The 25,459-nt window shown below is 66.4% G+C and carries 26 protein-coding genes and 1 pseudogene; 15 read left to right on the top strand and 12 right to left on the bottom strand.

What is annotated here, in order from left to right:
• Positions 1-102 precede the first annotated feature (102 nt).
• From N825_RS10165 to N825_RS10120, 10 genes are all read left to right on the top strand, one after another.
• Positions 103-1,215, top strand: coding sequence for a hypothetical protein (locus N825_RS10165; RefSeq protein ID WP_157619087.1), 1,113 nt, complete (start codon positions 103-105; stop codon positions 1,213-1,215).
• 37 nt (positions 1,216-1,252) lie between these two features.
• Entirely contained in the window at positions 1,253-1,708 is a 456-nt protein-coding gene (locus N825_RS10160; protein ID WP_037450638.1) for a hypothetical protein, read from the top strand.
• Positions 1,709-1,964: 256 nt separating this feature from the next.
• Positions 1,965-3,020 carry a tetratricopeptide repeat protein gene (locus tag N825_RS10155; RefSeq protein WP_037450633.1) on the top strand — a complete coding sequence of 352 codons (1,056 nt, stop codon included), beginning with the start codon at positions 1,965-1,967 and terminating at the stop codon, positions 3,018-3,020.
• Positions 3,020-3,985, top strand: a complete 966-nt coding sequence (locus tag N825_RS10150) for a hypothetical protein (RefSeq protein ID WP_037450630.1) — start codon at positions 3,020-3,022, stop codon at positions 3,983-3,985. Before N825_RS10155 ends, N825_RS10150 begins: the two co-directional genes overlap by 1 nt.
• 73 nt (positions 3,986-4,058) lie before the next feature.
• Positions 4,059-4,487: a hypothetical protein gene (locus N825_RS10145; protein ID WP_037450627.1), complete on the top strand. Its 429-nt coding sequence runs from the start codon at positions 4,059-4,061 to the stop codon at positions 4,485-4,487.
• Entirely contained in the window at positions 4,487-5,059 is a 573-nt protein-coding gene (locus N825_RS10140) for a hypothetical protein (RefSeq protein ID WP_037450625.1), read from the top strand. Before N825_RS10145 ends, N825_RS10140 begins: the two co-directional genes overlap by 1 nt.
• 7 nt (positions 5,060-5,066) lie before the next feature.
• Positions 5,067-5,840 carry a hypothetical protein gene (locus N825_RS39725; RefSeq protein ID WP_198038263.1) on the top strand — a complete coding sequence of 258 codons (774 nt, stop codon included), beginning with the start codon at positions 5,067-5,069 and terminating at the stop codon, positions 5,838-5,840.
• Positions 5,837-6,586, top strand: coding sequence for a bestrophin-like domain (locus tag N825_RS39720; protein ID WP_037450621.1), 750 nt, complete (start codon positions 5,837-5,839; stop codon positions 6,584-6,586). Before N825_RS39725 ends, N825_RS39720 begins: the two co-directional genes overlap by 4 nt.
• A gap of 4 nt (positions 6,587-6,590) precedes the next feature.
• Positions 6,591-7,352, top strand: a complete 762-nt coding sequence (locus N825_RS10125) for a bestrophin-like domain (RefSeq protein WP_037450619.1) — start codon at positions 6,591-6,593, stop codon at positions 7,350-7,352.
• Positions 7,349-8,341 (top strand): hypothetical protein, encoded by a 993-nt coding sequence (locus N825_RS10120; protein WP_037450616.1) that lies wholly within the window; start codon positions 7,349-7,351, stop codon positions 8,339-8,341. Before N825_RS10125 ends, N825_RS10120 begins: the two co-directional genes overlap by 4 nt.
• Before the next feature lie 244 nt (positions 8,342-8,585).
• Here the strand turns inward: N825_RS10120 and N825_RS10115 are convergent.
• The 3 genes and pseudogenes from N825_RS10115 to N825_RS10110 all read right to left on the bottom strand — a co-directional run.
• A pseudogene (locus N825_RS10115) lies at positions 8,586-9,188 on the bottom strand (IS6 family transposase); the annotation flags it as partial.
• A 32-nt stretch (positions 9,189-9,220) separates the two neighbouring features.
• The gene (locus N825_RS38790; RefSeq protein WP_157619086.1) at positions 9,221-9,505 is read right to left on the bottom strand and encodes a hypothetical protein; all 285 of its coding nucleotides are present in this window, start codon (positions 9,503-9,505) and stop codon (positions 9,221-9,223) included.
• 66 nt (positions 9,506-9,571) lie between these two features.
• On the bottom strand, positions 9,572-10,285 hold the full coding sequence (locus N825_RS10110; RefSeq protein ID WP_037450610.1) for a GntR family transcriptional regulator: 714 nt from the start codon (positions 10,283-10,285) through the stop codon (positions 9,572-9,574).
• 233 nt (positions 10,286-10,518) lie between these two features.
• Between N825_RS10110 and N825_RS10105 the strand changes: the two genes are divergently transcribed.
• The 3 genes from N825_RS10105 to N825_RS10095 are packed head-to-tail and all read left to right on the top strand — an operon-like array spanning position 10,519 to position 13,523.
• Positions 10,519-11,178, top strand: a complete 660-nt coding sequence (locus N825_RS10105; RefSeq protein ID WP_063833722.1) for a QcrA and Rieske domain-containing protein — start codon at positions 10,519-10,521, stop codon at positions 11,176-11,178.
• Positions 11,179-11,220: 42 nt separating this feature from the next.
• Complete coding sequence (locus tag N825_RS10100) at positions 11,221-13,029, top strand: PQQ-dependent dehydrogenase, methanol/ethanol family (RefSeq protein ID WP_037450607.1); 1,809 nt, start codon at positions 11,221-11,223, stop codon at positions 13,027-13,029.
• A gap of 26 nt (positions 13,030-13,055) precedes the next feature.
• Entirely contained in the window at positions 13,056-13,523 is a 468-nt protein-coding gene (locus tag N825_RS10095) for a hypothetical protein (protein ID WP_157619085.1), read from the top strand.
• Between the two features lie 170 nt (positions 13,524-13,693).
• Here N825_RS10095 and N825_RS10090 read toward each other — a convergent pair whose 3' ends face one another.
• The 7 genes from N825_RS10090 to N825_RS10065 form a co-directional block, all read right to left on the bottom strand.
• The gene (locus N825_RS10090) at positions 13,694-14,647 is read right to left on the bottom strand and encodes a HipA domain-containing protein (protein ID WP_157619084.1); all 954 of its coding nucleotides are present in this window, start codon (positions 14,645-14,647) and stop codon (positions 13,694-13,696) included.
• A gap of 138 nt (positions 14,648-14,785) precedes the next feature.
• A complete protein-coding gene (locus N825_RS38785; RefSeq protein ID WP_157619083.1) occupies positions 14,786-15,007 on the bottom strand; it encodes a HipA N-terminal domain-containing protein in 222 nt (73 codons plus the stop codon).
• Positions 15,004-15,291 (bottom strand): helix-turn-helix domain-containing protein, encoded by a 288-nt coding sequence (locus N825_RS37520; protein ID WP_245613069.1) that lies wholly within the window; start codon positions 15,289-15,291, stop codon positions 15,004-15,006. The genes N825_RS38785 and N825_RS37520 overlap by 4 nt, the downstream gene beginning before the upstream one ends.
• Positions 15,292-15,437: 146 nt before the next feature.
• Positions 15,438-17,006 (bottom strand): class I adenylate-forming enzyme family protein, encoded by a 1,569-nt coding sequence (locus N825_RS10080; protein WP_037450601.1) that lies wholly within the window; start codon positions 17,004-17,006, stop codon positions 15,438-15,440.
• Positions 17,007-17,060: 54 nt separating this feature from the next.
• The gene (locus N825_RS10075) at positions 17,061-18,788 is read right to left on the bottom strand and encodes a thiamine pyrophosphate-binding protein (RefSeq protein WP_037450599.1); all 1,728 of its coding nucleotides are present in this window, start codon (positions 18,786-18,788) and stop codon (positions 17,061-17,063) included.
• Positions 18,789-18,852: 64 nt separating this feature from the next.
• Positions 18,853-20,754 (bottom strand): TRAP transporter large permease, encoded by a 1,902-nt coding sequence (locus N825_RS10070; protein ID WP_084164612.1) that lies wholly within the window; start codon positions 20,752-20,754, stop codon positions 18,853-18,855.
• A 5-nt stretch (positions 20,755-20,759) separates the two neighbouring features.
• The gene (locus N825_RS10065; RefSeq protein ID WP_037450596.1) at positions 20,760-21,791 is read right to left on the bottom strand and encodes a TRAP transporter substrate-binding protein; all 1,032 of its coding nucleotides are present in this window, start codon (positions 21,789-21,791) and stop codon (positions 20,760-20,762) included.
• Positions 21,792-21,970: 179 nt separating this feature from the next.
• On the opposite strand from N825_RS10065, the gene N825_RS10060 reads away from it, so the two are divergent.
• Both N825_RS10060 and N825_RS10055 read left to right on the top strand, forming a co-directional pair.
• Positions 21,971-22,684: a GntR family transcriptional regulator gene (locus N825_RS10060; protein ID WP_037450593.1), complete on the top strand. Its 714-nt coding sequence runs from the start codon at positions 21,971-21,973 to the stop codon at positions 22,682-22,684.
• Between the two features lie 141 nt (positions 22,685-22,825).
• Entirely contained in the window at positions 22,826-24,244 is a 1,419-nt protein-coding gene (locus N825_RS10055) for a methyl-accepting chemotaxis protein (protein ID WP_051511903.1), read from the top strand.
• Here N825_RS10055 and N825_RS10050 read toward each other — a convergent pair.
• The gene (locus N825_RS10050; RefSeq protein ID WP_037450590.1) at positions 24,222-24,824 is read right to left on the bottom strand and encodes a DUF1349 domain-containing protein; all 603 of its coding nucleotides are present in this window, start codon (positions 24,822-24,824) and stop codon (positions 24,222-24,224) included. The genes N825_RS10055 and N825_RS10050 overlap by 23 nt on opposite strands.
• A gap of 22 nt (positions 24,825-24,846) precedes the next feature.
• Positions 24,847-25,458, bottom strand: a complete 612-nt coding sequence (locus N825_RS10045; RefSeq protein WP_037450587.1) for a DUF1989 domain-containing protein — start codon at positions 25,456-25,458, stop codon at positions 24,847-24,849.
• Position 25,459 lies beyond the last annotated feature (1 nt).

Below are 25,459 nucleotides of genomic sequence, written 5' to 3'. Positions count from 1 at the left end.
GAGTGGGATTTCCCCATAAGGCACCCCGGTGCGGACGATGCCGGACCACGTAGGTCGCCTCCGCCGAGGCGCGCGGGCAAGGCTCCTCTGGCGATCTCCAGCTTGGCGTTTTGCGTCTCCCTGATCGCCTTGGGTGGCCCCACCATCAAGCCGTGGATAGAGCGCCACGTCGATGTGCCTCCCCGTTACGCCTTCCTGCTCGGCGACGGTGGCGTGGCGGAGTTGGCGGCGCGCGCCGATGCGTTGGACCGTCGCCTCGACGGTGTCGCGGGAAGGATCGACGCCATCGAGGCGGTCGGCGGCAACGTCAATGTCGCGGCGCTGCGCATCGAGCGGCTTGAGCGCGCGGAACCGGCGATCGGCACCCGGCTTGGGGATATCACCGCCCGGATCGACGCCTTCGCGACACGACTCGACGCGGGCGAAGCCCGTCTCAACGCGACCGCCTCGCTCGATCAGATCAACGAACGGGGCGCCGCCCTACAGGCCAGCCTGGCCACGGCGGCGGCCGATCATGAAAGGCGCGTCTCGGCGCTGGAAGCCGATCTCGCGGCCAGCCGATCGCAACTCGCGGCCGCCCAAGCCGATCTGTCGGCTTTGACGGGCAAGCTCGACGCCGCCGCGCTGGCCGTCCAGTCCGAAACCGCCACGGCGTTCGAGGAACTGCGGCGCACCGACGCGGCGCGCGCCAGGACGACGCGGATGGCGCTGGCCGTCCAGCAGCTTGGCGCCAAGCTCCAGACCTCCCGCCCGTTCGAGCGGGAGATGGATGTGATCCGGCGCCTCAGCGCCGGCAATCCCGCGTTCGCGGAAACGGTGGCGGTACTCGGCCAAAGCGCGGGCACGGGCGTCGCCACCTTCGGCGAATTGCGCGAGAGCTACAGTTCTTTGGTGGCTCCGCGCATCCTCACCGCCGTCGCCGCCACCACCCAGCGAGGCATCGGCGATCGTCTCGGGTCCTGGCTGGAATCGGTGGCGGCCGCCGCCGGGGCCGAAGCGCCTCAAACGGCCTCGCCGGAACAGCAAACGTTGGAAGCCGCCGCCCGACGCCTCGCCGAAAGCGACCTCAAGGGCGCCGTCGAGTTGATCTCCCGCATGGGAGCTCCCGCCAGCATCGTCGCCCGGCGCTGGCTCATCGAGGCGAACGCCCGTCTCGCGGTCGATGACGCCACCGCGGCCCTCCTCTCCCTCACGCTCGATCCCGTGGTCGAGTGATGAACTCCCCTCCACAACCGGCCCAAGGAACGATGACATGAAAACACGCGCGTTCACCGCAGCCCTTATCCTCGCGGTCAGCCTCGCCCAGCCGGCGCTGGCGCAAGCGATCGACCCAGTCAATCCACCGTCGGCGGGCCCATCGCTGGAGAGCCCCATTCCCTCTCCGTTGCCCCGGCTCAACACGCCGTCGCACGAGGCGGCCAAGCCGGATGGCCGCCTCCTCGCGATCGGCTTGGGCGCGCTGGGTGGCGTCGTCGCCTTCAATCTGGCGACGGGCGGACTATCGGCTCTTCCCCTGATCGGCAGCGCCGGCGCCGCGACCGGCGCCCTGTCGGCGAGCGAGGGGGCCGTCGCCATCAGCCGGGTCTACGCGGTATCCAGCTCACTCGTCGGCGCGCTGGTCGCCGATTGGCTGACCTCGCCAGAAACGGTTGCGCCGGTCAAGTCCGGCAAGCTGTCGACCGCCGTGGCGTACCGCGTGATGCCGTGATGGCCTGAACCAGCTTCGCCGTCAGTGACGCGCCAGTACCCTTGAGGGTGACGGACCGCGTTATCGGCGGCTCCCTGTTCCTGGACGGTGGATCACTTCGAGGGATATGCCGTATCCGATCGCTGGCATACGACCATCATCGGCGCGGCATATACCAAAATATTTACTTCTTCGCGGTTAACCTCGAATCGACCGCGCACTGAACGTGATCCGCTTTTCCCAAGTCGATCAAGACCAGATCTGATCAGGTGGCAGCATGGACTTCATTACGTTTCCTCTAATCGCGATCATGTCCATCTTCGGGCTTGGACTTTACACCGGGTACGACAGTGTCGTGTTCGACCCGATCTCCGCGCCGAAATGGGCGCAGGAGCAGGGGTATAGCCCGCGCGTCCTGACCCGACAGTTGACCGACGAGATCCGCGCGGTCCGCATGGGTGCCGGTTCCCGACTTCGCAGCATCGACCTCGGTAACGAGGACAAGGATGAATCGCTCGCCGAGATCGGCGAGTATTTCGAGATCCAGGTGCTGGTCAACGCCGCCCGGAAGTATGTCGGCGTCGTCAAGATGACGATTTCCGGCGAGCTGTACGATATCGATGACGACCACGTCATGCTGCGCATCCGGATCACCGATCGGGCCGGCAAGGTGCGCGCCAACCAGTTCACGGGGACGCGCGCCGAGGTTCCGGCATTGCTGAGGCAGGCCGGCTTCGAAACCGTCAAGGCCGTCGATCCGTACATCGCCGCCTTGTATGTACGCTCGACCGAACAGAAGGGTGGATCCACGGACTTCGCCAAGACCTTGGAGATGATCGAGTATTGCTTCGCGGCGATGCCCGCCACGGAGCAGCCGCTGATCTATAATCTCTGGGGCCGCACCCTGTTCCTGCAGAAGAAGTACGAGGAGGCGATCAACATCTTCGGTCGGGCGATCGAGATCGATCCAACCCTTTCGCTTCCCTACCTCAACATCGGCCAGTCGCTCAATCGGTTGGAGCGGCCCATCGAGGCGCTCGACATGTTGGCCGTGGCCGCTCGGATCGAGCCCAACGCGGTCCTGATCCGGGAAGAGCGGGCGACGTCCTACGAGGCTCTGGGCAGGCGCGACGACGCCATCACGGAGCTGTCGATCGCGACCGAGATGTCGCCAGACAGCGCGAACCTCCACGCCCGTCTGGGTCGCCTGCTGATGGCGGCCGGCCGGACCGACGAAGCCTCCTCCGCTCTCCGCCACGCCCTGAGGCTGGCTCCCACGGACCGGTCGATCAGCGGCGATCTGGAGAAAGCGATGAAACCGAGGCAGACCTGATGTCTGTCCGCTTGTTGACGGCCGCCGTGCTGGCCACTTGGTCGACTCCAGCCGCGGCGTCCATCACGCTGCTGGGTGGGGGACCGCCGGGTTCCATCGTGGAGGCGATCGCCGCCGCGGTACCCGGCGTCCTGCCCCCCGGCACGTCGATGATCGTGGAGAAGCCGGTGGCGGGATCCGATCCGCTCGCGGCACTGGAACGCGGGGAGGTGGCCGCGGCCCTGTTGCACGGCGACACCTTCCGGATGGCGGCGCGGCGTTCACCCGCGATCGCCGACCTGGAGTTCTTTCCGCTCAGGCGCGCCTGCTTCGTGATGCTGGTTCCCCTGGGTCGGCGGGATGGAGCCACGGCGGTGCTGGCTTCCTCGGCGACGGCGGAGGGCGGGGCGATCGACATCGGCGCCGCCGGCTCGCTCACCGCCGGCAGTTGGGCCGTCCTTTCGGCCGCGCACCCGGCCCTGTCCCAGGTCAGGACCGAAACGCGGGGTGGCATGCGGGCGGTGGCGCGGTTGCTCAACCAGCAGGTCTCGGCGGTGCTGCTGTCGAGCCTGGAGATCGTTCCCGGCGACATCGTCACCAATGCCGTGATCGATGGGCTGGCGCGGATCATCCCGGTCAACGACGACTCGCTGTGGCGGTCCGCCGCCGCGGTGGATCTTGGCTATCAGCGCCGGCGGCTGACCGTCGAGGACGCCAAGGGCGGTGATCCGGAACTGTCGGACGCCGCCCTGTGCACGGATCTCGGCATCGCGGTCTCCGACGCGGCGGCGCCCGGTATATCCGAGGCGATCGCCACCGCCGCCTCCGCGAAGCGCCTGTCGGGCGAACCGCGGTCGCTGCTGGACCGGATGTCCGGCATCTGGCGGCACTCGGTCGAAGATGTCACCGACCTGATCGGCAACGTCCGCGTCAAGGCCGGGCAAGCCGCCCAGGGGCTCGTTCCCGGCTGGTTCGACGATCCTTGAACCCTTCATCACGCCCCGTTCCGGCACGCCACCATCCGGCTTGACCAGCCCCAGGAAATCACAGGACCCGTCGATGGCCGATTCACCCAGCGAACAACGCCGAAAATTCAAGTCCATGGTGCCGTTCTTCGCCGATGACGGAGCCTTGCTGACCGCCGAGCGCGAGCGTGAGGCGTTGCGCACCGCCGTGGTGGATCTCGATCTCGATCCCGACGAGGCGCACGGCGCGATCCGTCAAGCCGCCCGGGAACAGGGTATCGTGCTTGAAAGCAAGGCCGTCGAACTGGTCCAGGCGTTCTTGAACAGCACCCCGAAGGGCAAGGTCCCCCGCAAGCGCTTCGACGAGGCGGTGACGACCTACGCCGCGTTGACCGGACGCCCGAAGGATAAGGCACGCGCCGAGAAGCGGGTCAAGTCGCTGATGGACAAGATGGCGTTGACCGCCAAGAGATCGGCTCTGGGCAGCAAGCGCTGGTACAACCGCATCAAGGCCGACACGTGATGTCCTCGCCGATCCGCCGCCGTGCCCTGGTCGCCGCGTTCGCCTGCGCCGCGAGCTGCGCCTTCGCCAGCGGCCCCGCCCACGCCGACGATGGTGCCGGGTTGCCGCCCTTCGGCAAGCTGATCGACCGGTTCATCGAGCTGGTGCTGCCGCCATCGCCGACCGAGGCGCTGGACTCGGTGTCCCCCGAGGCTGGAACCTTCTGGAGCCTCATCGCCGATTGCGGCTACCGGATCGCCGAGGTGGAGACCGAAGCCGGCATCCCACCGCGGGTGAAGGTCCACCTGGAACGCGTCCTCGAATTGTCCGAGGAGGATCAAACCTGGATCGGCCAACGGCTGGACGAGTGGGCGGCCGCCGACGACAGCTTGACGGCGACCCTGTCGAGACGCGTCGTGACCGCGCTGCTGGAAGCGTCGGAAGACCCCCGGTTCGAGGCCGTCGGAGTGGATATCGCGTTGTCGCCCATACCCAGCGCCACCTTCCGTCTGGCGCCGCGTCCCGAGCGGCTGGAGAAAAAGGATCCACCGGCCTCGGCTCCACCGGGTCCGAGGCTGGCCTATGGTCGGTGAGGCCGGCTTGAAATTCACGCCATGGCTGCTCGCCGCCGGGGTTCCCCTGATCGGCGCGACGGCCTTCGTTGTCTGGGGTGGCATCGTGCTGATGGCGCGGCAAGTCCTTGGCAACCCGGCTCCTCTCTTCTCCGAGGCTCAGAGCGGTGCCGCTTTCGGCTGGTTGGAACAGGTGTTCATCGGCATGATCGCCGCGACGCTCAGCTTCGGCTGGATCGCCGGCAACGCGCTGGAGCACGCCTACCGCGAGGAGAGCGCCTATCTCGGCGGTGTCCGGTCCGCGCTATCGGGCCTGCCTGCCGACGAGGCGGGCATGCTGGACCGCGCGATCGGCGCCTACGCCGCCGATGTGGTCACGTTCGAGACCGATGGAAAGACCTCCGGTGCCGCGGCCGCCTCGCTCGATCTGGTTGTGGCGATCTGCCGGGATATCGTGGAGCGTGGTGTCGGCAGTCCTCAGACGCGATCCACGCTGGACACGCTGTCCCGGCTGCTGCACGCCTCCCGCCAAGCGCGTTTGTCCGCGATCGACAGATACGCCCTGCCGCTGCCGCCGGGCCTCGTGATCGCCCCGCTGGGATTGGCCCTGCTGCTGGGGGCCACCATTCGCACCAGCACCCATATCAGCGACGCCGTGTTCAATGGACTGCACGCCTCCGGGATAGCCATCGCCGCGACGGTGGCCCTGGTGATGGTCCTCCCGACCACGACGGTCGCGATCCCGGCTTCCCTGACCGGCTTGGCGGTATTCCCACCCGGTGCCGACGCGGGAATCCGATGACCCTGGGCACCGAATTCATCCTGTGGATGGCTGGCGCGGTCGTATGGGCGATGTCGGGGCTGATCGTCATCCGCTATTATCTGACCGACGCCGAACTCGCCGGCAACAATCCCGGCGGCGGCTTCAAGTACATGTACTTCGCCCAAGTGTTCGCGGGCTTCGCCGCTTTCGTCCTGGTTCAGGCCAACGACACCCGGGATAGCGCGGCCGCGTCCATCGCGCAGGAGACCTCGGCGCTCCGCGCGCTGGTCCTGGTCGCCACCGCCAGCGGAATGGACGGCGATGGCTCGATCTCGGCCGCCGTGAAGGCCTATGGCGAGGCGGTCGCCGCCGACGAGTGGCGCGAGATGGCGCATGGCGCGCGGAGTCCCAGCGCCGCCCAACACTTCGATAGGGTGCTCCGCGCGTTCCACGGCGCGCCGGTGGCCTCCTCGTCGCGGGTGGCGACGGAAATGGGAAGCCAATTGGCGGTATCCGCCGTGGCGGCGCGCAATCAACGGATCGATGTCGCGGCCGGCAACGCGTTCGACAAGATGCTGTGGACGGCGGTCGTCGCCCTGGCCTTGGTCGCGATCGCCTTCAACTGGGCCTTGGGACCGACATCGGTGTTCATCCACGCGGTGACCACCGTGATGCTTTCCATGACGACGGCGCAGATGCTTCACCTGGGCTGGCTGATGGGAAACCCTTTCACCGGGACGGCGGCGCTCGACCCGGTCCACTTCCTCGCCTTGCCGGGGCTCTGACATCATGGACATCTTCGCCGATCTGGCGCGATGGATCGCCGAACAGCCCCTGTCGGCCGGGGGAACCTGGGTGGTCGTGGGAAGCGCCCTCTGCGGTTTGGTCGGCACGATGATCTCGACCTTCCTGATCGGCCCGGATGAGCGTGACACGACACTCACCGGCCTGAAGCTGGAAGTGCTGGGTCAGATATTCTCCGGGCTGCTGGTCTTCGTGCTGGTCCATGGCGCGATCCTGCAATACGACCTCCGCACGCTGCTGGACCAGGAAGGCCGTCTGCTCACCGGCCTGCACCTGACAGCCCTGCGGACGGACCCCGATGGTCTTGCGGCGACCGTCGAACGATACGCCAGGATGGTGGTCGAACGCGAGACGCCGGCCCTCGCCAGGGGCAAGGCGGATCTGGCGACCCAGGGCGCCTTCGACGACCTGTTGCTGGCGTTCGCGGCGGCCCCTCCGACCATATCGCCCGGAACCGGGCAAAGCCTCGGGGAACTGGTCGAGGTTCGTTCGAAGCGGCTGGTCCGCGGCATCCCCGATCCCCTGATGGGCTACGCGTGGCTGGGCGTCGCCTTCGCGACCGTCACGACCATCGTGTTCGCGTCGCTGGTGATCGGCCCGTCGCTGATCGTGCAGGCGTTGCTATCGACGATGATGTCCCTGTCGGCCATCACCATCGCCTATCTCGCGATCCTGATGAACCATCCCTGGTCGGGCGAAATGGGCATCTTTCCACGCACCATCGAGGATGTCCTGAGATGGGGATGAGGAACCGCCTCGGGGGCGCGGCGCGGCGCTTGATGATCGTGGCCGCCCTGCTTGGCGCCGTCGACCCAGCCAACGCCGGGGTCGCCAACACCGAGACCGCCAGCACCGGGGGCGCGCCAGGGACGGCTTCGCTGGGAGACATCGACTTGCTGCTGTCGCGCTCGTTGGGCGCGATCCGAGCGGCGGCGCTCCGTGACTTGGAATTGGAGACGGCGCCAGTCCACGCCGAATTGGAAGGCCGGGCGGACCACTACGTCGATTGGGTGTTCGACTGGTGGACCAGCTACATCCTGATCTCCAAGGCGATCGCGGTCGGGATCTCGTCGGTGGTGACGGGAGATTTCCTTCAGGTCCAGACCCTGGTGGAGAACCGTTTGCTGACGGCCGTGATCGACGCTTACGACGCGCGTCTGCAACCCGACCTCGCCCGTCTCGATCTCGAGGCCGCGACGGCGGCGGTGCTGCGCGTCACCGACCGCAGGATCGACAAGCTGTGCTTCGAACTGAACCGCGAAGCGCTCGCCGGGCTGAATCAGCAGAACGACCCGAACGCCAAACCCGACCTTTGCGCCGGCCTCCCGCCAGCGCCTATCGCCCGGACGATCATCCCACCCCTGGCCTACGAGGCGGGCCGCAAGTTCGACGCGGTCGCCGCGCGCGTGACGCGGCCGATCATGACGACCACCGCGTCGTTGAGCGTCTCCGCCTCGGCGGTGGTCGCCTTCCTGGGAAGCTACGGAATCCCGGTCGCCCTGATCGGCGGGCCGGTTTTCGTCGTCATCGCCGCCAAGTCCATCTTCACCATCGTGGACCTGGTGCTCGCCCAGTTGGATGTCGTCGTCAACCGCCAAGGCTTCGAGCGGGAAGTCCGCACCGTCCTCCAGGACTCACGGGAACACGTCAGCGAGACGCTGAACTTGGCCCTGGTCGCCTGGATCGACGAGGTCGGCGCAAAGATCCGCCGGAACCGCCTGTCATTGGGCGGGTAGCGGACCCGTTCGCCGAACCTCCGCGACAAGATGGTGGACCCCCACGTTTTCACACTTCCAAAGATCATTTTACCAGCGGGCAGCCTCTGTCCTTCGGGTCCGATGTAGGCTTGTGCCGCCGGAATGGCCCTGACCAATTTGAAAGGCGCCGTCAACTTGATCGGCGTCTGACCGCAGTGGGGCGGCTTGCGGACGTGGGCGCGGATCTGGTCTGTGATCACGCGGCCAGCCGAGCGCCAGCGGTCTCGGCCCAGTTCCCGAAAGCCTGTGTGCGGGCGGCGCGGTAGTCGGCGGCGGTGAGTTGGTTGCGGGGAAAGTGGAAGAGGTTAGGGGTCGGATCGTGAATGAACAGGAAGCGCTGGGCATGCCGGGGTGACTTGAAGCGCTTCATCTGGCGCTCCCGTCGTCTGGTCGGTTGATGCGAGTTCTCCGCCCGGTTGTTCAGGCCCTTGTGCTGGCGGTGCTCGCCGCCGAGCTTCAGGTCCTTCTTCGCCGCCGTGTTGGATTTCAGCTTGTCGGTGACCATGACACGTGTGGCGTGGCCCCGCCTTTTCAGGAGCTTGCGGAGCAGGCGCTTGGCCGCCTTCCTGTCGCGCCGGCTCTGGACCAGCACGTCGAGCGCGAAGCCCTCCTGGTCGGCGGCGCGCCACAGGTAATGCTTCCGGCCGGCGATGGTGAGGACGACGTCATCCATGTGCCACTTGTCGCCCCGCGCCAAGCACCGGTCGCGAATGCGGTTGGCGATCTCCCTACCGAACCTGAGGCCCCACCGCCGCACCGTTTCATGGCTGACAACGATGCCGCGCGGCGCCAGCATCTCTTCGACCATCCGCAGGCTCAAGGGAAAATGTTACCGCTCTGAGAAGCTGTTTGTGGATGTCAGGCACAGACTTCCTCAGTGACGAGGCGCTTGATGCCGGTTTGGTGCACGGATGCCAAGGTTGTAAGGGCGAGATTGATGGGAGATGAATCCACTTGATCTTCGACGATAGGCTTTAATGGGTGGGAGATTCGGAAGCCCAGGAGGTACTGATGTTCCTGCGAAAATCGGTCGGCATCGTGATCGAATGGTGAATTGCCGCCTTGCCATTCCTTCCGCCGCGCTGTCACCGCAACCACCGCTTTACGTGGCGGACCTCGGGTAGCTTGATGTTCCGCCTTCATGGGCATTGACCTCGGGATGGAACCCCCTCCGTCACCCGCGGGCGGGCCCTGTTCGCGAACTGGTCCTCAGCGCGCAAGTCGCCGATGGGACTTTGGTTCGTCCAGGATCCGGGCGGCCTCCCGCTGCTCCCGCAATCTGGCCACGAAGATATCGGCGGCGCGCGTGATGTGACAGCGGGCCCGCGTCTCAGCCTCGTCCGCGTCGCCCTGTCCGATGGCGTCGAGGATGCCGGCGTGCTCGTCCCACAGAGACCCCGGAACGCTGTCGCCCTGGCGCAGCACCTCGCCCATCACGCGGCGCAAATAGTCCCAATGCGGCTTTGTCGTGTCGGCGATCAGGTGATTGTCCGAAAGCTCGTACAGGAACCGGTGGAATTGGGTATCCATCTCGATCTGACTCGCCACCGATCCGCTCTCCACCGCCCTCCACCCCTCCGCGATGATGGCGGGACCGTCGGCCCGGGCGCGGCGGGCTCCTCCCTCCGCCGCCAGACGGCAGGCCAGACCTTCCAGCACGGCGCGGATCTGGTACAGGTTGCCCGCGTGCTCCTCGTCAAGCGCCGCCACGACCAGACCGCGCTTCGGCGCGTCGTTGACGAGACCGTGGCTGCGGAGGAGCAGGAGCGCCTGCTGCACCGGCTGGCGCGACACGCCATAGGCCTCGGCCAACTCGTCCTGGATCAGCCGTGAGTTCGGCGGCAGCTTCCCTTCCGTTATCTCGGCGAGGATCGCTTGATAGACCTGTTCCACCAAACGGGGCTGGGGGGTGAGCGGCGGCATGGGATCCTCGAACTGGCTACCGGATATGCGAAACTTGGCTCTATTCCAAACAGTCTCAAACGAAACTAAATGCGGCACTGCAGCAAGTAAATCCTCATATTTTTCTTTGCTAAAGTCTTTAGCTATCTTGAAGCGGGTCCGAATTCGGAATACCGTATTCGGAGATAGGTGATCACGGCCTAATCTAAAAGGGTATAGGCGAGAAAAAAGCTAAAATAATACAGAGAGGAAACATGCCCGATCCCGCAAACCGGATCGAGAGCGGCTCAGCCGCCGAGACCTTGTCCGACACGTCGCCAGTCAGCGCCGCATGCGGGGGTATGGACCGCCGCCAGCTTCTGGCGCTTGGGTCGGCCGCCGTCGCGGCTTGCTGTCTGGGATCCTCGACCGAGGCGTTCGCCGGCCTTCCGGCCCCCGCCGCCGAGCGGCCGAAGAAGGGCGACTGGCTGGTAGTGGCCGACGCCGGGGACCACGAGGGCAAGGTGGTGACGCTGGACATGCTGACGGCGGGCGGCGCCATGATCAGCGCGTGGCCGGTCGACGCCGAGACCAAGACCACCCGGTCGGGCACTCGTTTCAACAAGGTGCTCGTCGTCCGGGCCGAACCGGACAAGTTCGACGAGTCCACCCTCGCCAAATCGGTGGAGGGCGTCGTCGCCTTCTCCGCCGTCTGCACCCATCAGGCCTGCGCGGTGACAGGCTGGATACCCGAGGACGCCATGCTGGCCTGTCCGTGCCACGGATCGCTGTTCAGCGTTGGCGAAGGCGGTAAAGTACTGGGAGGACCCGCGCGGAAGCGTCTGCCGATCCTGCCGCTGGCGGTGGACGCCGACGGCATGCTGACGGTGGCCGACGCTTTCACGGCCAAGGTAGGTCCGGCCGCCCAGACCTGAGGTTACGCCAAACAAGCAACAATAATACTTTGGAGAGAAACGATGTCGAGGTTGAGGAAACGGGGGGGCCGTTGGCTTCCCGTGCTGGCGCTCGCCTGCCTGGGCGTCACTGTGGCGCCGCACGCGGGATCGGCGCAGGTCAAGGACTACAAGCCGGTCACCGACGAGCGGCTGGCCAATCCGGAACCGGAGAACTGGCTGCAATACCGCGGCAACTACAAGGGCTGGGGCTATAGCCCGCTCGACCAGATCACCAGCGCCAATATCGGCCGCCTGACGCCGATGTGGAGCTATTCCACCGGCAAGCTGGAAGGCCACCAAGCGCCTCCGATCGTCAACAACGGCGTGATGTTCGTCAGCACGCCGGGCAATCAGGTGGTGGCGCTCGACGCCAAGACCGGAGATCAGCTCTGGACCTACAAGCGCGAGCTGCCCGAGGAGCTGGTCCAGCTGCACCCAACCAATCGGGGCGTCGGCCTGTACGGCGACAAGGTCTACCTCGCCACCTTGGACGCTTGCGTCGTGGCGCTCAGCGCCAAGACCGGCGAGCAGGTCTGGGAGAAGTGCATCGCGGATTGGAGCGACGGTTATTACATGACCCTGTCGCCGCTGATCGCGAAGGGCAAGGTGATGGTCGGCGTGTCCGGCGGCGAGTTCGGCATCCGCGGCTTCATCACCGCGGTCGACGCCGAAACCGGCCAGGAGGCCTGGAAGACCTACACGGTGCCAGGCCCCGGTGAGCCTGGTTTCGAGACTTGGAAGGGTGACGCCTGGAAGACCGGCGGAGCACCCGTGTGGATCCAGGGCAACTACGATCCCAAGAACAACGTTGCGTATTTCGGCACCGGCAACGGTGGCCCCTGGATGCCGGACACCCGCCCCGGCGACAACCTCTACGCGACCTCGGCTCTCGCCCTCGACGTCGACACCGGCGCCATCAAGGGGCATCACCAATACCACTGGAACGACGCCTGGGACTGGGACGAGGTTTCGGCCCCGATCCTGGTGGATGTCGAGCGCGGTGGTAAGACTATCCCGGCCCTGGTTCACGCCGGACGCAATGGCTATCTCTGGACGCTGGAGCGTCATGAGGATGGCAAGATCGGCTTTATCGAGGGCAAGCCCTACGTCAATCAGAACGTGTTCACCGGCCTCGATCCCAAGACCGGGCGCCCCAGCTATGATCCGACCAAGGTCCCCGGCACCAACAAGAAACTGGCCTTCTGCCCCGGCTTGTGGGGTGGCAAGGACTGGCCGCCGGAGGCCTACAACCCGAAGACCGGGATGCTCTACATTCCCGCCAACGATAACCTGTGCTCCGAGTTGGGCGGCGTTCCCATCACTGGCCGCGCGCCTGGCGAGATGTATGTCGGCGTGACGATCGACGAGATCCTGTCCAGCCTCCGCTTCCGTGATGGTGTCGACGCCTCCAAGCCGGTCGATATCGGCGAGGTCCAGGCGTGGGACCTGAAGACCGGCAAGAAGGCCTGGACGCACACCTTCCAGGATAGCGCCAACTGGGGCCCGCTCCTGACCACCGGTGGTGATCTGGTGTTCGGTGGTGGCACCAGCGACCGGAAGTTCCGCGCCTTCGACGCCAAGAGCGGCAAGGTGGTTTGGGAGACCCGCCTCAACTCCGGCGTCACCGGCGTGCCGAGCACCTACATGGTCGATGGTGTCCAATACATCGCCGTCCAGGCCGGCTGGGGCGTCGACGCCGAGCGCATGATGGGCGGCATCTCCACCCTGCTGCCGGAAAACCGCCGTCCGCCCAAGATGACGCAGGGTGGCGTGATCTGGGTCTTCGCCCTCGGCAAGGACCAGACCAAGCAGCAAGCCGCGGCGCAGTGATGGGAGAGCGGGGGATGCCCAACTTCATGAGACCAAAGCTCGCCAAGTTTGGCCCGCTGATTTTCGGCACCCTCGCCCTGGCGTCCCTCGGGACGCCAGCCCTGGCGCGGGATCTGCCGAAAACCCCTGATGAGTTGATCGCGACCGTCACCCAGGCGATCGCCGACCGCGACATGGCGGTGTTCGAGGATCTGGTCAACTGGAAGGACGCGCGGAAGATCCGGAAGCGCGTCGTCAGCTATCAGATCCGCACCACCTTCGGCCGTCCGATCCGATCCATCGGCCTCGAACCCTTTCCGGTCGATGGCTTGAAGGAGGCTGAAAGCCGCGGCACGCAGAAGGCGAACATGGCGGTCTCCCACCGGCTGCGGGTGATTTTCGATGAGCCGCCGGGAGAGTCGGGTATCCCGCCGACCGATGTGTTCCTGATCGGCAAGGAGCAGGACGTCTACCGTATCGCCCTGGTCAACCCCGTGCCCAGAAACGACGACTGAGAGCTTGTCGCGGCGTTAACTTCATCTGCGTCTGAGCGCGACAGGGCTTGAGCGCAGCCTTGATCCGTGATTAGGCGACCAAGCGGGCGCCGGCGATCCTTACCCAGGTCTTCGCTACTTGGGAAGAGGTCGCCGTTGCTGTCCGACAAATCCGCGAGCTCCGCGAGATGCTAGAAGACATACGAGGGCGGCTCGGGTCCCTCCGGTTCGTCGTTCGCGATATCCGCCTCGACGTGGGCCAGGTTCAGGACGACGGTCCGGCAGCGGGCCTCGATCGCCGCGGCGAACTCCCCCAGCAGCGGGTGATCGCCGCCCGGCATCGCCCTGACAGCCCCGACCGCTTCCGACAGTTCCCGCCGGACCCGTTCCGCGACCATCTCGATCCGCCGCAAGATCATCGTGCGATTGAAACCGCACTCATCGGCCATGCGCCGCCAGTGGCGACCCTTGACGTGGTCTCCGCGATTCTTGCCGGCGATCGTTTGCGACAGGTTCTTCGTGACATTCTCCCACGCCGCCGCGCACATGAGGTCGTAAAGCGGGGCCAGGGAGGCGCTCCGTCCCGTCAGGAGGTCGCTGTAATTTTTGGCATGGGCGTCGGTGTTGCAGATCAGCACGTTGAAGACGACGGCATCAAGCAGCCGCATGCGGTCGGCCGCCGTCAGGTGGTCGTTCACCACCCGGAACATGTCCGCCAGCCTCGGCCCTCTCACTCCCGAGCGGTTTCGCTCGTACTTCGCCGCGGGCGGCTTGCCCAGGGTTTGGCAGAAGTCCTCTTGGTGGACGCGCAGCCAACGCCCGTCCCGCCGCACCCGGTCGTAGCGGGTCACCAGCAGGTAGCTCCGCTCTCCGGCCCTGCCCGTTGTCACCCCTGCGGTCTTCAGGCCGCAGCGGTCGGCCAGCGTCATGCAGAGAGCTTCGTTCTGCACGCTGCCCCATAGCCGTCGGCGGACGTCGGGTTTCAGGATGTGGGTGGACGGCGCCCCGTTGATTGGAATTCCCATCCGTCCGTCCGGCAGCAGTGCGACGGGCAGCTTCTCCTGGGCGCCGGCCAGCGACATCGACACGCCGTCCTCTCCCGCCAGGAAGGGCTTCGCTGGCAGCTCCTCGATGATCCGCTCCAACTCGGCCTCGCCGTTGATCGGGCGGTAGCCGGGGGCTTCGCCAACGCGGGGCCGTCCGGTGGTCAGCGCCCCCGCCGTATCGCGGCCGATCCGCTCCAGGAGGCCGATGACGTCCCGCGGCGAGACGCCAAAGTTCCGTCACACGGTGAGCAGGTTGGCGTCCTCGGGCAGCAGGTTGGCCAACCATGGTGTCAGGCTCTCCGAACCGAAGGGACCCCCGCCGAGCGGCATCCCGAGCGACACAGGGAATGCTCCCCGCGTGTGCGGCCACCGGGGGTCGTAAGCGAAGGATGGCCCTTCCTTGGATAGCGTGATCTCGCCGATCACGAGATGCTCGTAGTGTATCGGAAGCGTGCTCACCCGCCGTCTCCAAGGTCGGGGAGGTCGGGGTAGGTGTTCCCAGGGACGTCGGGCGGCGTGTCGGCGGACGGAATGAGGGCAGCGTCGGTCAGCCGGATACCGACGCTCCTGGCGACGCTAAGGGCCTTGCCGAGCTGGCACGTCGGCTTGCCGCTTTCCAGATCGACGATGAACCACTCGCCGACGTTAACCGCCAGCGCGAGGTCTCGCTGGGTCATTCCAAGAGCCTGTCGGCGCGAGCGGACGAGGCCGCCGAAGCGGCCCGGCGTGTCAATGAACTCCACGACATGCCCCTTTCTTCCCGCTCGGGAAGACAATGCCTCGCACTGCTTGGATCAAGTGCGTGTCTTACCGAGCGGGAAGAAATAGCTCAGTTCGGAAGAGTGGGGGCCTGGAACTTCCCGCTCGGGAAGCCCGGCGCGTGCGCCGTTCAGCCACCCTCGCCCTTGTCGATGATCCGCTGCCGGAGCAGGCGGTGCTGGACCTTGCCGGTCGCCGTGCGCGGCAGGTCGTCGGCCGCCGCGATCATGACGGAGCGCGGGCGCTTGTAGCCGGCGAGGTGGGGTTTGCACCAGTCGATCAGCGCGCCGGGGTCGATCGTGGCGCCGTCCCGGGGAACCACGACGGCATGGACCCGCTCGCCCCATTTCAGGTCGGGCAGGCCGATCACCGCGACATCCCGCAAGCTGGGATGACCGGCCAACACCGCCTCGATCTCGGTCGGATAGACGTTCTCGCCGCCCGTGATGATGATGTTCTTCTTGCGGTCGATCAGCCGGATATAGCCGTCCTCGTCGCGCAGCGCCACGTCGCCGACCGTGCAGTAATCGCCCCGGAACGCCTCGCGGGTCTTCTCCGGCTGCCTCCAATAGCCATCGAAGCTATAGGGGCCACAGGAGAACAGCTCGCCCGGCTGACCGTCCGGCACCTCATTGCCGTCGTCGTCCAGCAGCAGGATCGGCGCGGAGCCGACCACCTCGCGCCCGACCGTTCCCAGCTTGTCGAACTGTTCGTGGGGATGAAGCATCGTCACCCAGCCGGCCTCGGTCGAGCCATAAAGCTCGAACAGGCCGGAGTTCGGGAACATCTCCATGACCGCTCGCTTGGTCTCCGCCCGGGCCGGGGCCGACGAGATCATCAATTTGTCGACCCGGTCGAAGCGGAAACGCTCCCGCTGCGAGGTGGGGACTTCCAGCATCATGCCGTAATGCGTCGGCACCAGCGACGTGAAGGTGGCGCCCATCTCGCCGAAGATCCTCAGGCAAAGCTCCGGGTCGAAGCTCTTCCGCGAGAAGATCGTGATGGTGGCGCCGACATAGACGAACGCGCTGAAGAAATTGAGCGAGTTGGCATGGCACATGGGCATCACCAGCAGGGCGTCGTCACGCCCGTGGATGCCCAATTCCACCTCCGTCATCAGGGCCAGCATCGACATGCCCCGGTGGCCGCGGATGGCGCCCTTGGGATTGCCGGTCGTCCCCGACGTGTACATCAGGGTCCAGGCGTCGTCCGGTCCAGGTTGATCGGAAGGCTCGGCGTCGCTGGCGGCGGCGATCAGGTCCTCGTAGCCGCGATAGCCGGCGGGAGCGGCCGCTTGTCCGAAATGGACGAAGTTGCCGGCGGGGATCGACAACCCATCGCGGATCGCCTCGATCTCATGGGCGAGGACGTCCTGGACGATCAGGGCGGACGCGTCGGCGTCCTCGACGATGTAGCGGATCTCGGGGCCGACCAGCCGGAAATTGATCGGCACCGCCACGATGCCGGATTTGGCCGCGGCGCCGTAGATCTCGGCCCATTCGACGCAGTTGTAGGCGAGCACGGCGACCCGGTCGCCTTTCCGCAGGCCAAGCCCAAGCAGGGCGTTGGCCAGCTTGTTGGCCCGATCGTTCCATTCCTTGAAGGTCAGGGCGCGCTCGAGGTCGCGCGCGCCGATCCGGTGGGGCTTCAGGCGGGCATGGGCGGTGAGCATCCGCCCGATGGTGAGCGGAGCGCTCATCGCTGTCGTCTCCTCATTGGATGAAACGTTGGTCTTGAAAACAGGGACATGGCGTCACGCTCCCGCCGTTCCGCGCCGCTTCCTCTCGGCGTCGTCCCAGGCCGTCAGGGGCTGGTAATCCGGAACGAAGCCCAGGCCCTTGTTGGCGTCCGACGACGCCACCGACTGGGACGTGACGACGTCGAGCACGGCCGGCGCGTTTTCCAGCGCCCGACGCAGGGCGGACGGCAGGTCGTCGGCGTTCTCGACCCGTTCGCCGAAGGCGCCCAGCGCCCTTCCCATCGCCGCGTAATCGGAATGGCGGAGCGTGGTCCCGACGACACGACCACCATAGTTGACCTCCTGGTCATGGCGCTCGATGTTCCAGGCCGCGTTGTTGGAGACGATGAAGACCGCCTTGGCGCCATGGCGGACGGCGGTGTCGACCTCCATCGCGTTGAAGCCGAACGAGCCGTCGCCGTTGATCGAGATTACCTGCCGGTCCGGGAACGCCAGCGCCGCCGCGACCGCGAAGGGCACGCCGACGCCAAGGCAGCCGAACACCCCGGAGTCCATGTATGTGCCAGCCGTCAGGCCGATGCGGGCGAAGCTCAGGATGTCGCCGCCATCCGCGATGGCGATGTGGTCCGGGTCGGCGATTTCGGCGATGGCCTCGAAGATCCGGACCGGATGGATCTTGCCGTCGGCCCCCGTGGCGGGAGACCGTCCGGCGGCGCCCGTCCGCTCGACATGCTTGCGGCGAAGCCCTTCGGTCCAGACGCGGTCGGCTTCGGGGGTGCGGTTGCCCGCCGCCCGTGTGATCGCGTCCAGCGCCAGCCTGGGGCTCGCCAGCAGTTCCGGCTCGCCCCGGCGGTTGTCGATCAATTCGCCGGCGGTGTCGGCGATGCGGACGAAGCGGGCGTTCGGGAAGACGGCGGGCGACCCATAGCCAAGCTGATAATCGAGCTTGCGGCCGACCAGGACCACCAGATCCGCTTGCGCCATGGCGGCGGCGCGGGTGGCGCCCACCACGGACGGGTGCTCCGGCGGCACCAGGCCACGGCTCTCCTGCGTGTCCAGATAGACGGCGCCGCTGGCGTCGAGCAGGCGTGTCAGTTCGGCGCCGGCGCCCCGCGCCCCGCGCCCCGTGATCACCAGCGGGCGGCGCGCCGACCAGATCGCCTGGACCGCCGCCTCGACCGCGGCGGGATCTGGGGAAATCTCCCGCTTCGGCTTCGCGCCGAGCCAATCGTCGAGCACGAGGGCCGGAGGCACCTCGACGCGCAGCACGTCGGTCGGAATCTCGATATAGGCTGGACCCGGCTCGCCCAGGTCACCCATCGCGCGGGCCACCGCCTCGTCCAATTCGCGGATGACCTGCTCGGCGACGCGCGCGGTCCGGGCTGTCCGGGTGACCGGCTTCAGGATCTCGACATGCGGGATGTCCTGGAGGGGGCCCATGTTGACCTGCGGACGCGGCGGGCAGCCGCCCAGGATCAGCAGGGGAACGCGGGCCAGCGACGCGTTCGCCACGGCGGTGACGGTGTTGGTGACGCCGGGTCCCGCCGTGACCATGACGACGCCCAGCGTGCCGGTCAGTTCCGCGTGGGCGTGGGCCATGTGGACGGCGGCGCCCTCGTCCCGCACGTCGATGATGCGGATGCCCAGGCGCGCCGCGTGGTCCCAGACGGGTTGGATGTGACCGCCCTGCAGGCCGAAGATCCTGTCGATGCCGCGCGCGTGCAGGAACTTGGCGATCCAGGCGGCGCAGCTCCGGTCGGCGGTTTGGCTGTCTTGGGTCATTTGTATTTCCTCCCAGTCCGAACCCGCACGATGGCGGGCGGGGTTTCATGTCTTGAGCGTCGCGTCATCCAAGGAAGCCGATCGAGATCCATGGTATGGCGGCGACGATGATCAGCCCGACGAGGAGCCCGCCCATGTAACCCAGGATCGGTCTCATACCCTCGTCGGGATTGACCCGCCCGATCGCGCAGGCCGCGTAGTAGCCGACACCGAATGGCGGAGCGAACAGGCCGATGCCCATCGCGAGGATGACGACCATCGCGTAATGCACCTCGTGCACGCCGATCTCCCGCGCGATCGGGAACAGCAGCGGTCCGAACAGGACGATCGCCGGAATGCCCTCCAGCACGCTGCCCAGGATCACGAAGGCGACGATCGATACCGCGAGGAAGCCGGCGGCGCCGCCCGGCAGGCTCGTCATCGCGGCGGCCAGCGTGGTGGAGAAGCCGGACTGCGTCAGCGACCACGCCATGCCGGTCGCGGTCCCGATGATCAGCAGGATGGCGCCGGACAGGGCCGCCGTCTCCACCAGCATCGGCAACAGGCGGCCCCAATCGAAGCGCCGATAGAACAACAGCCCGACAACGATGGAATACGCGATGCCAAGCGTGGAAACCTCGGTCGCGGTGGCGACGCCCTCGACCACGGCGGCGCGGATCACGAAGGGCAGGGCCAAGGCCGGCAGCGCCACCACCAAGCCGCGCGCGATCTCGCCACCCGTCGCCCGCCGTACGTGGGAAAGATCCTCCTTGCGGTAGCGGTACCAGACCACGGCGCACAAGGTGACGGCGAGCACCAGCCCCGGCAGCAGACCGCCGGTGAAGAGGGCCGAGATCGAGACGCCGGTGACCGAACCCACGGTGATCAGGACGATGCTGGGCGGGATGGTCTCGGTCTGCGCTCCCGTCGCCGATAGCAGGGCCACGAGATCGCCGGGCTTGGCGCCGCGCTCGGTCATCTCCGGGAACAGGACGGGCGCCACGGCCGCCATGTCGGCGGCCTTCGATCCGGAGATGCCGGACACCAGGTACATGGCGCCGACCAGCACATAGGACAGGCCGCCGCGCACGTGTCCAAGCAGGCTGGCGAGGAAGGCGACCATGGCGCGCGCCATGCCGGTCATCTCGATCAGCAGCCCCAGGAAGACGAACAGGGGGATCGACAGCAGGATCAGGTGCGACATGCCCTCGTCCATCCTGCCGATCAGGACGATGACCGGCAGGGTGGTCGTCAGCGCCAGGAAGCCATAGGTCGCCAGACCGAAGGAGAAGGCGATCGGGACGCCGGCGAAGACGGTCACCGCCGTCACGCCGACGAAGAAGACCAGCAGGTTGAGGTTGCCAAGCGTGGCCAGGAACGGCTCGATCAGGACGAACCCGGCGATCATCCCCGCGACGGTGGCCATGGCGGCGCCGACCAGACGCCAGTCGCCGACCTCGATCAAACGGAGGACCGCGAACAGGGCCATCAGCGACAGCCCGCAGGGCAGGGCGCTCGCCCGCCACGCGTTGGACAGCTCCAGCGCCGGCGTCGTGATGAAAGCCTCCTCCGCCGCGTATTCGAACGACGGCTCCACGACGAACAGCAGGAAGGCCAAAGCCGCCGAGATGGCGGCGACATTCAGGAATTCGCGGACGCGGGGCGACGCCATCGCGACCAGCGCCGTCATCCGCATGTGCTCGCCGCGCCGGAAGGCGACGACGGCTCCCAGGCTGGCCAGCCACAGGAACAGGATCGACGCCAATTCGTCGGTCCAGATCAGCGGACGGTGCAGGACATAGCGGCAGATCACGCCCGCGAACAGCACCGCGATTTCGGCCACGATGAGCAGTGCCGCCACGCGCTCGATGATCCAGCCAAGCGCCCGGCTGGTCCCCCGCACGGCTTCCGTCATCGCGGAACCGCCACGGGTGGGAGTGTTTTCGGACGGCCCCGCCGGGACAAGGACCTTGTCAACGGTGTTCATGGGTCTCACCCGATGTCGCCGGCGTAGTTCTGGACCAGCGCCCAAGCCTCGGCGCCGAACTTCTCCTTCCACTGTCCATAGAAGCCGGTGGCGCGCAGGGCCTTCTGGAAGGCGTCGACATCGACCTTGTTGAAGACCAGACCTTTCGCCTCCAGCCCTTTTTGCAGATCGACGGTCGCCTTGACCACATCGTCACGCTCCTTCAGGGCGGCGGCGTTCAAATGCTTCGCCATGACCTGCTGGATTTCCGACGGCACGCCGCGCCAGATCCTGCCGCTGGCGAGCATCCAGAAGCCATCCCAGGCGTGGTTGGTGAGAGAGCAATATTTCTGGACCTCGTAGAACTTGGCGAAGTCGATCAGCACCAACGGATTTTCCTGCGCGTCCGCGATCCTGGTCTGAAGGGACGAATAGGCGTCGCTCAGCGGGATGCTGACGGGGGAGGCGCCGAAAGCCGTGAACATCGAGACCCAGAGCGGCACCACCGGGACCCGGATCTTCAGGTTCCTCAGATCATCCGGGGTTTCGATCGGGCGGGTGCCGGTGGTGATCTGGCGGAAACCGTTGTCCCAGACCTTGTCGAAGGCGTGCAGGTTGACCTTCTCGATGTTGCGCCGGATGTAGTTTCCGACATCGCCGTCCATCGCCGCCCACACCTTGTCATAGCTGGTGAAGGCGAAACCCAGCCCCGTCACCGATGTCGAGGGGATCAGGGTCGACAGTACGGTCCCGGGGAAGGTCGCCAGTTCCAGCGCGCCGGAGCGGATCTGGGACATCATGTCCGAATCGCTGCCGAGCTGGTTGTTCGGGAACAGGGTGATGGTGACGGCGCCATTGGTCTCGGCGGATATCGCCTCGATCGCCTCGCGCAGTCGGACATTGACGGGGTGCGCCACCGGCAGGTCGGTGCCGAGCTTGAACTTGAATCCGCCAGCCTGGGCATGGGCGATCCGGGGTGCCAAGCCCGCGGTGACGCCAGCCGCCGCGATGGCGCCGGCGGAGGCTTTCAGAAAAGCGCGCCGATCGACTTTGGTCATGTTCGTTTCCTCCCTCTGGGCCTTTTTCGTGCCTCCCCTTCCAGGGACGCCATCGACCGCTTCGTATGTGGATTTTGCATTCAGAGTTCGAATACAGTATTCGAATCCTGGAGCCATGCAATAGGTTTGTTTTTGGTGATGCGGTAAACTGCGTCTTGGTACAGCCCGATGAGGATCGAATGCGCATAATCACTCCCCAATCCAGCCTCGTCGAGCAGGTCTACGAGGCGATCCTGTCGGAGATCACGGAAGGGAAGCTCCCGCCGAACTCGCGGCTGATCCAGGACGAGTTGGCCGAGGTTTATGGCGTCTCGCGCCAGCCGGTGCAGCAGGCGCTGCTTCTGCTGCGCAATCACGGGCTCGTCCGCGACGCGCCGCGCCGCGGCTTGGTGGTCTCTCCGCTGGACGTCGATTTCATCCGAGACCTCTACGAGGTGCGGGCCGTGCTGGAGGGGCTGTCGTGCCGCAAGGCGGCGGAGCTTGGTTCCGAGCGGGCGCGGCTGGAGGGGCCGGCCCTGATCGCCACCGGCCGGGAGGCGGTGGAGACAGCCAATGTCGTCAAGCAGATCGCGGCCGATCGGGCGTTCCACTGTTTCTTGTACGAGCTCTCGGGAAACCCGCTGATCGGGGGCACGACGAACCCCTATTGGCACTACCTGCGCCGCGTGATGGGCGAGGTCCTGCGCGACGACGAGAAGATCCCCGGCAGCATATGGGACGAGCATGAGGCCATCCTGGACGCCATCATCGCGGGCGAGGCCGACAAGGTGGAGCCGATGGCGCGCCTGCACATCTCGCGGGCCGCCAAGATCTTCGTGTCGCGTCTGCAAGCTCACCAGGAAACCGCCATGGCGGATCAGCGGAGCCGATCCCTGAAACGGGCGGAACGCTGACGAGCTTGTCCTGGCTGTTCGGCATAGCGCCAAAGTTGGGCGCCGCGACTCATCGGACCTTAATAAATTTAGATAGAAATGAAGCGATGTGAGTGCTGGCTGGAGCGCGCTCGGCAAGAAGTGATCTCGGGAGAGAGACCCATGGCGGACAGATCAAGTCTGGTGCCTGCCGGCACTTTGACCGCGGGAGCCGAAACCGTGGTCGCGGAATTGGCGCGCGAGATCGGCGATCTCGGCGTGGCGTTCGCCGATGTCGCCGGGCACGTCGATGATGTCAGCGGCCGGTTTTCCCATCAGGTCTCCATCCTGGACGAGCTGCGCGGCGACGCCGCCACGATGGCGGCCGGGACGGGGCACGTCTCCGCCGCCGCCGCGGCGGCCCGCGCGGTGACCGCCAAGGCCCAGGACCAGGTGGCGCAAAGCCGCGGCCAAGTGGATAACGCGCTGGCCGGCCTGCATGTGTTGACAGGGGACGTGACGGCGATCGAGAAACAGTCCGGCGACCTGACCGAGGCGCTGGGCCGCGTCGGCAAGGTGGCGAACGAGATCAGCGGCATCGCCAAGCAGACCAACCTGCTGGCGCTCAACGCGACCATCGAGGCGGCGCGCGCGGGAGAGGCCGGCCGCGGCTTCGCGGTCGTGGCCCACGAGGTCAAGGTGCTGGCCGGCAAGACCGCCCAGGCGACGCAGGAGATCGACGCGACGCTCCGCTATCTGACGGAGCAGGTCAAGGCGCTGGCGGCGCGGGGCACCCAGGCCGCCTCGAAGGCGACCGCGGTCGGCAACGACGCCAACCGCATCGGCGAGCTGATGGGGACCCTGGCCGACGCGATCGACGATGTGGATAACCAGCAGGACCGCATCGAGGAGGCGGCCGGTGCCATCGGGATGAGCATATCGACGGTCGAACAGCGCATCGTCGGCCTGTCGGCCGGCGTCACCCAGTCCAGCGACAATCTCAACCACGCCCGCGACCGGCTGAACGGCTTGCTGGCCGCCAGCGAGAAGCTGATCGGCCTGTCCACAAAGCTTGATGTGGAAACGGTCGACACGCCCTTTATCCGGGCCGCGCGGGAGAACGCGGCCATGGTGACCGGCATCCTGGAGGCGGCGATCGACGCCGGGACGCTGACCCTGGGCGACCTGTTCGACGAGACCTACGTGCCGGTGCCGGGCACCTCGCCCCAGCAATGCGTCACCCGGTTCAGCGACGCGGCCGACCGACTGCTGATGGCACCCCTGGACAAGGCGCTCGCCTTGTCGAACCGGGTGGTCTTCTGCAACGTCATCGACCGCAACGGCTATTTCCCGACCCACAACAGCAAGTACCACCATCCGCAACGGCCGGGCCACACCCAGTGGAACGCGGCGCACAGTCGGAACCGCCGCATGTTCAACGACCGCGTCGGACTGGCCGCCGGCCGCAACCGGGAACCCTTCCTGCTGCAAGCCTATCGCCGTGACATGGGCGGCACCTACGAACTGATGAAGGATGTCTCGGCCCCCATCGTGGTCAAGGGCCGCCACTGGGGCGGGCTCAGGATCGCGTATCAGCCGTGAGGACGAGGCGGCGGAAGGTGGCGCGGTAACCGTCGCCTTTGGGCGAGCAGGCGTAGATCCCGACGTGGACTGGGCGTGCGCCGTCGTCCGCCATCAAATGGCAGATCCGGATCTGCGTCCAGCCGTCGCCGATCCTGGCGTGGACGCCGTAATCCCCGCCCACGCGCTCGACCCGCAACGCGATGTGGTCGCCGTCGAAGTCCTGCGTCGACCAGTCCGACCAGCCCTGATTGGTGACGACGACGCCCAAGCGGGACGGTCCGTCCGGCTCGAACTCCACCGAGGTCTTAAGCCAGCAGTCGGGGAACAGGCGGACCATCAGGCCAGCCTGATCGTATTGGTGCACCGGCTCGAACGCGACCTCCGTCTCCAGGGTGAAGTCGCCGCTCACCGGGGCGAGCAGGCAAGGACCTTGATCGACCTGGAAGCCGTAATGGGTACGCTGCCAGAAATCCGTGCCCATGGCGGGCGAGACGACCAAGCCGTCGGGCGTCAGCGTCCAGCCCTCGGGTTCATCGGTCCACGATAGGTCGGGCGACAGGCCAGGGCCGGTGAAACGTTCGTCGATCAGCATGGGCATACCCCGCTCCTCCGCGTGTCGTTCAGCCATCGTATACCATGAAATGCGCCTCGGTCGGAGCGCACGCCGTGCCGTTGATCGGCAGGATATCCTGCGGGCAGGCGGAGAACGCGATCACCAGATCCATCTCGGCGCGCAGCACGACATGGCCGCCCTTGACCGGGTCAGGCGGCGCCTCGAACGACAGGGTGTCGTCGGCGGCGACGGGGATGTTCATGAACAGGTTCAGCGGGCTCGGCGTCTCGGGCGGCGTCAGGTTCAGCTCGGCCAGACCCGCCGCCAGATTATCGGTGCAGTTGTCATGATGGCCCTCGCAGCCCAGCAACTCGTAGCGGTATCGGTCGCAGGCGGCGATCAGCATGTCGTGGATGCCGCCCGAGGTGTCCTCCAGCAGTGTCAGGATCGGGCGGCGATGGTTGGTCAGCAGGACGTCGCCCGGTTTGGGAATGATCTTGAGCATGTGGGCGCGGGTATGCTCGTTCGACATGAACTCCGTCATGTCGTCGCGGTTGAAGGCCCAGGTGTCGACCACCTGTTCGCCATGGGTGTTGACGACCTTGACCAATTGCCCCTTGGCGACATGGGCCGCCTTGCCCTTGCGGGCGGGGATCGTGACGAGCGGTTCGGTGGACATG

The organism is Skermanella stibiiresistens SB22, from assembly GCF_000576635.1.
GTDB lineage: Bacteria > Pseudomonadota > Alphaproteobacteria > Azospirillales > Azospirillaceae > Skermanella > Skermanella stibiiresistens.
Note: the sequence above shows the minus strand (reverse complement) of the source record. Positions and strands in the feature narration are given on the sequence as shown.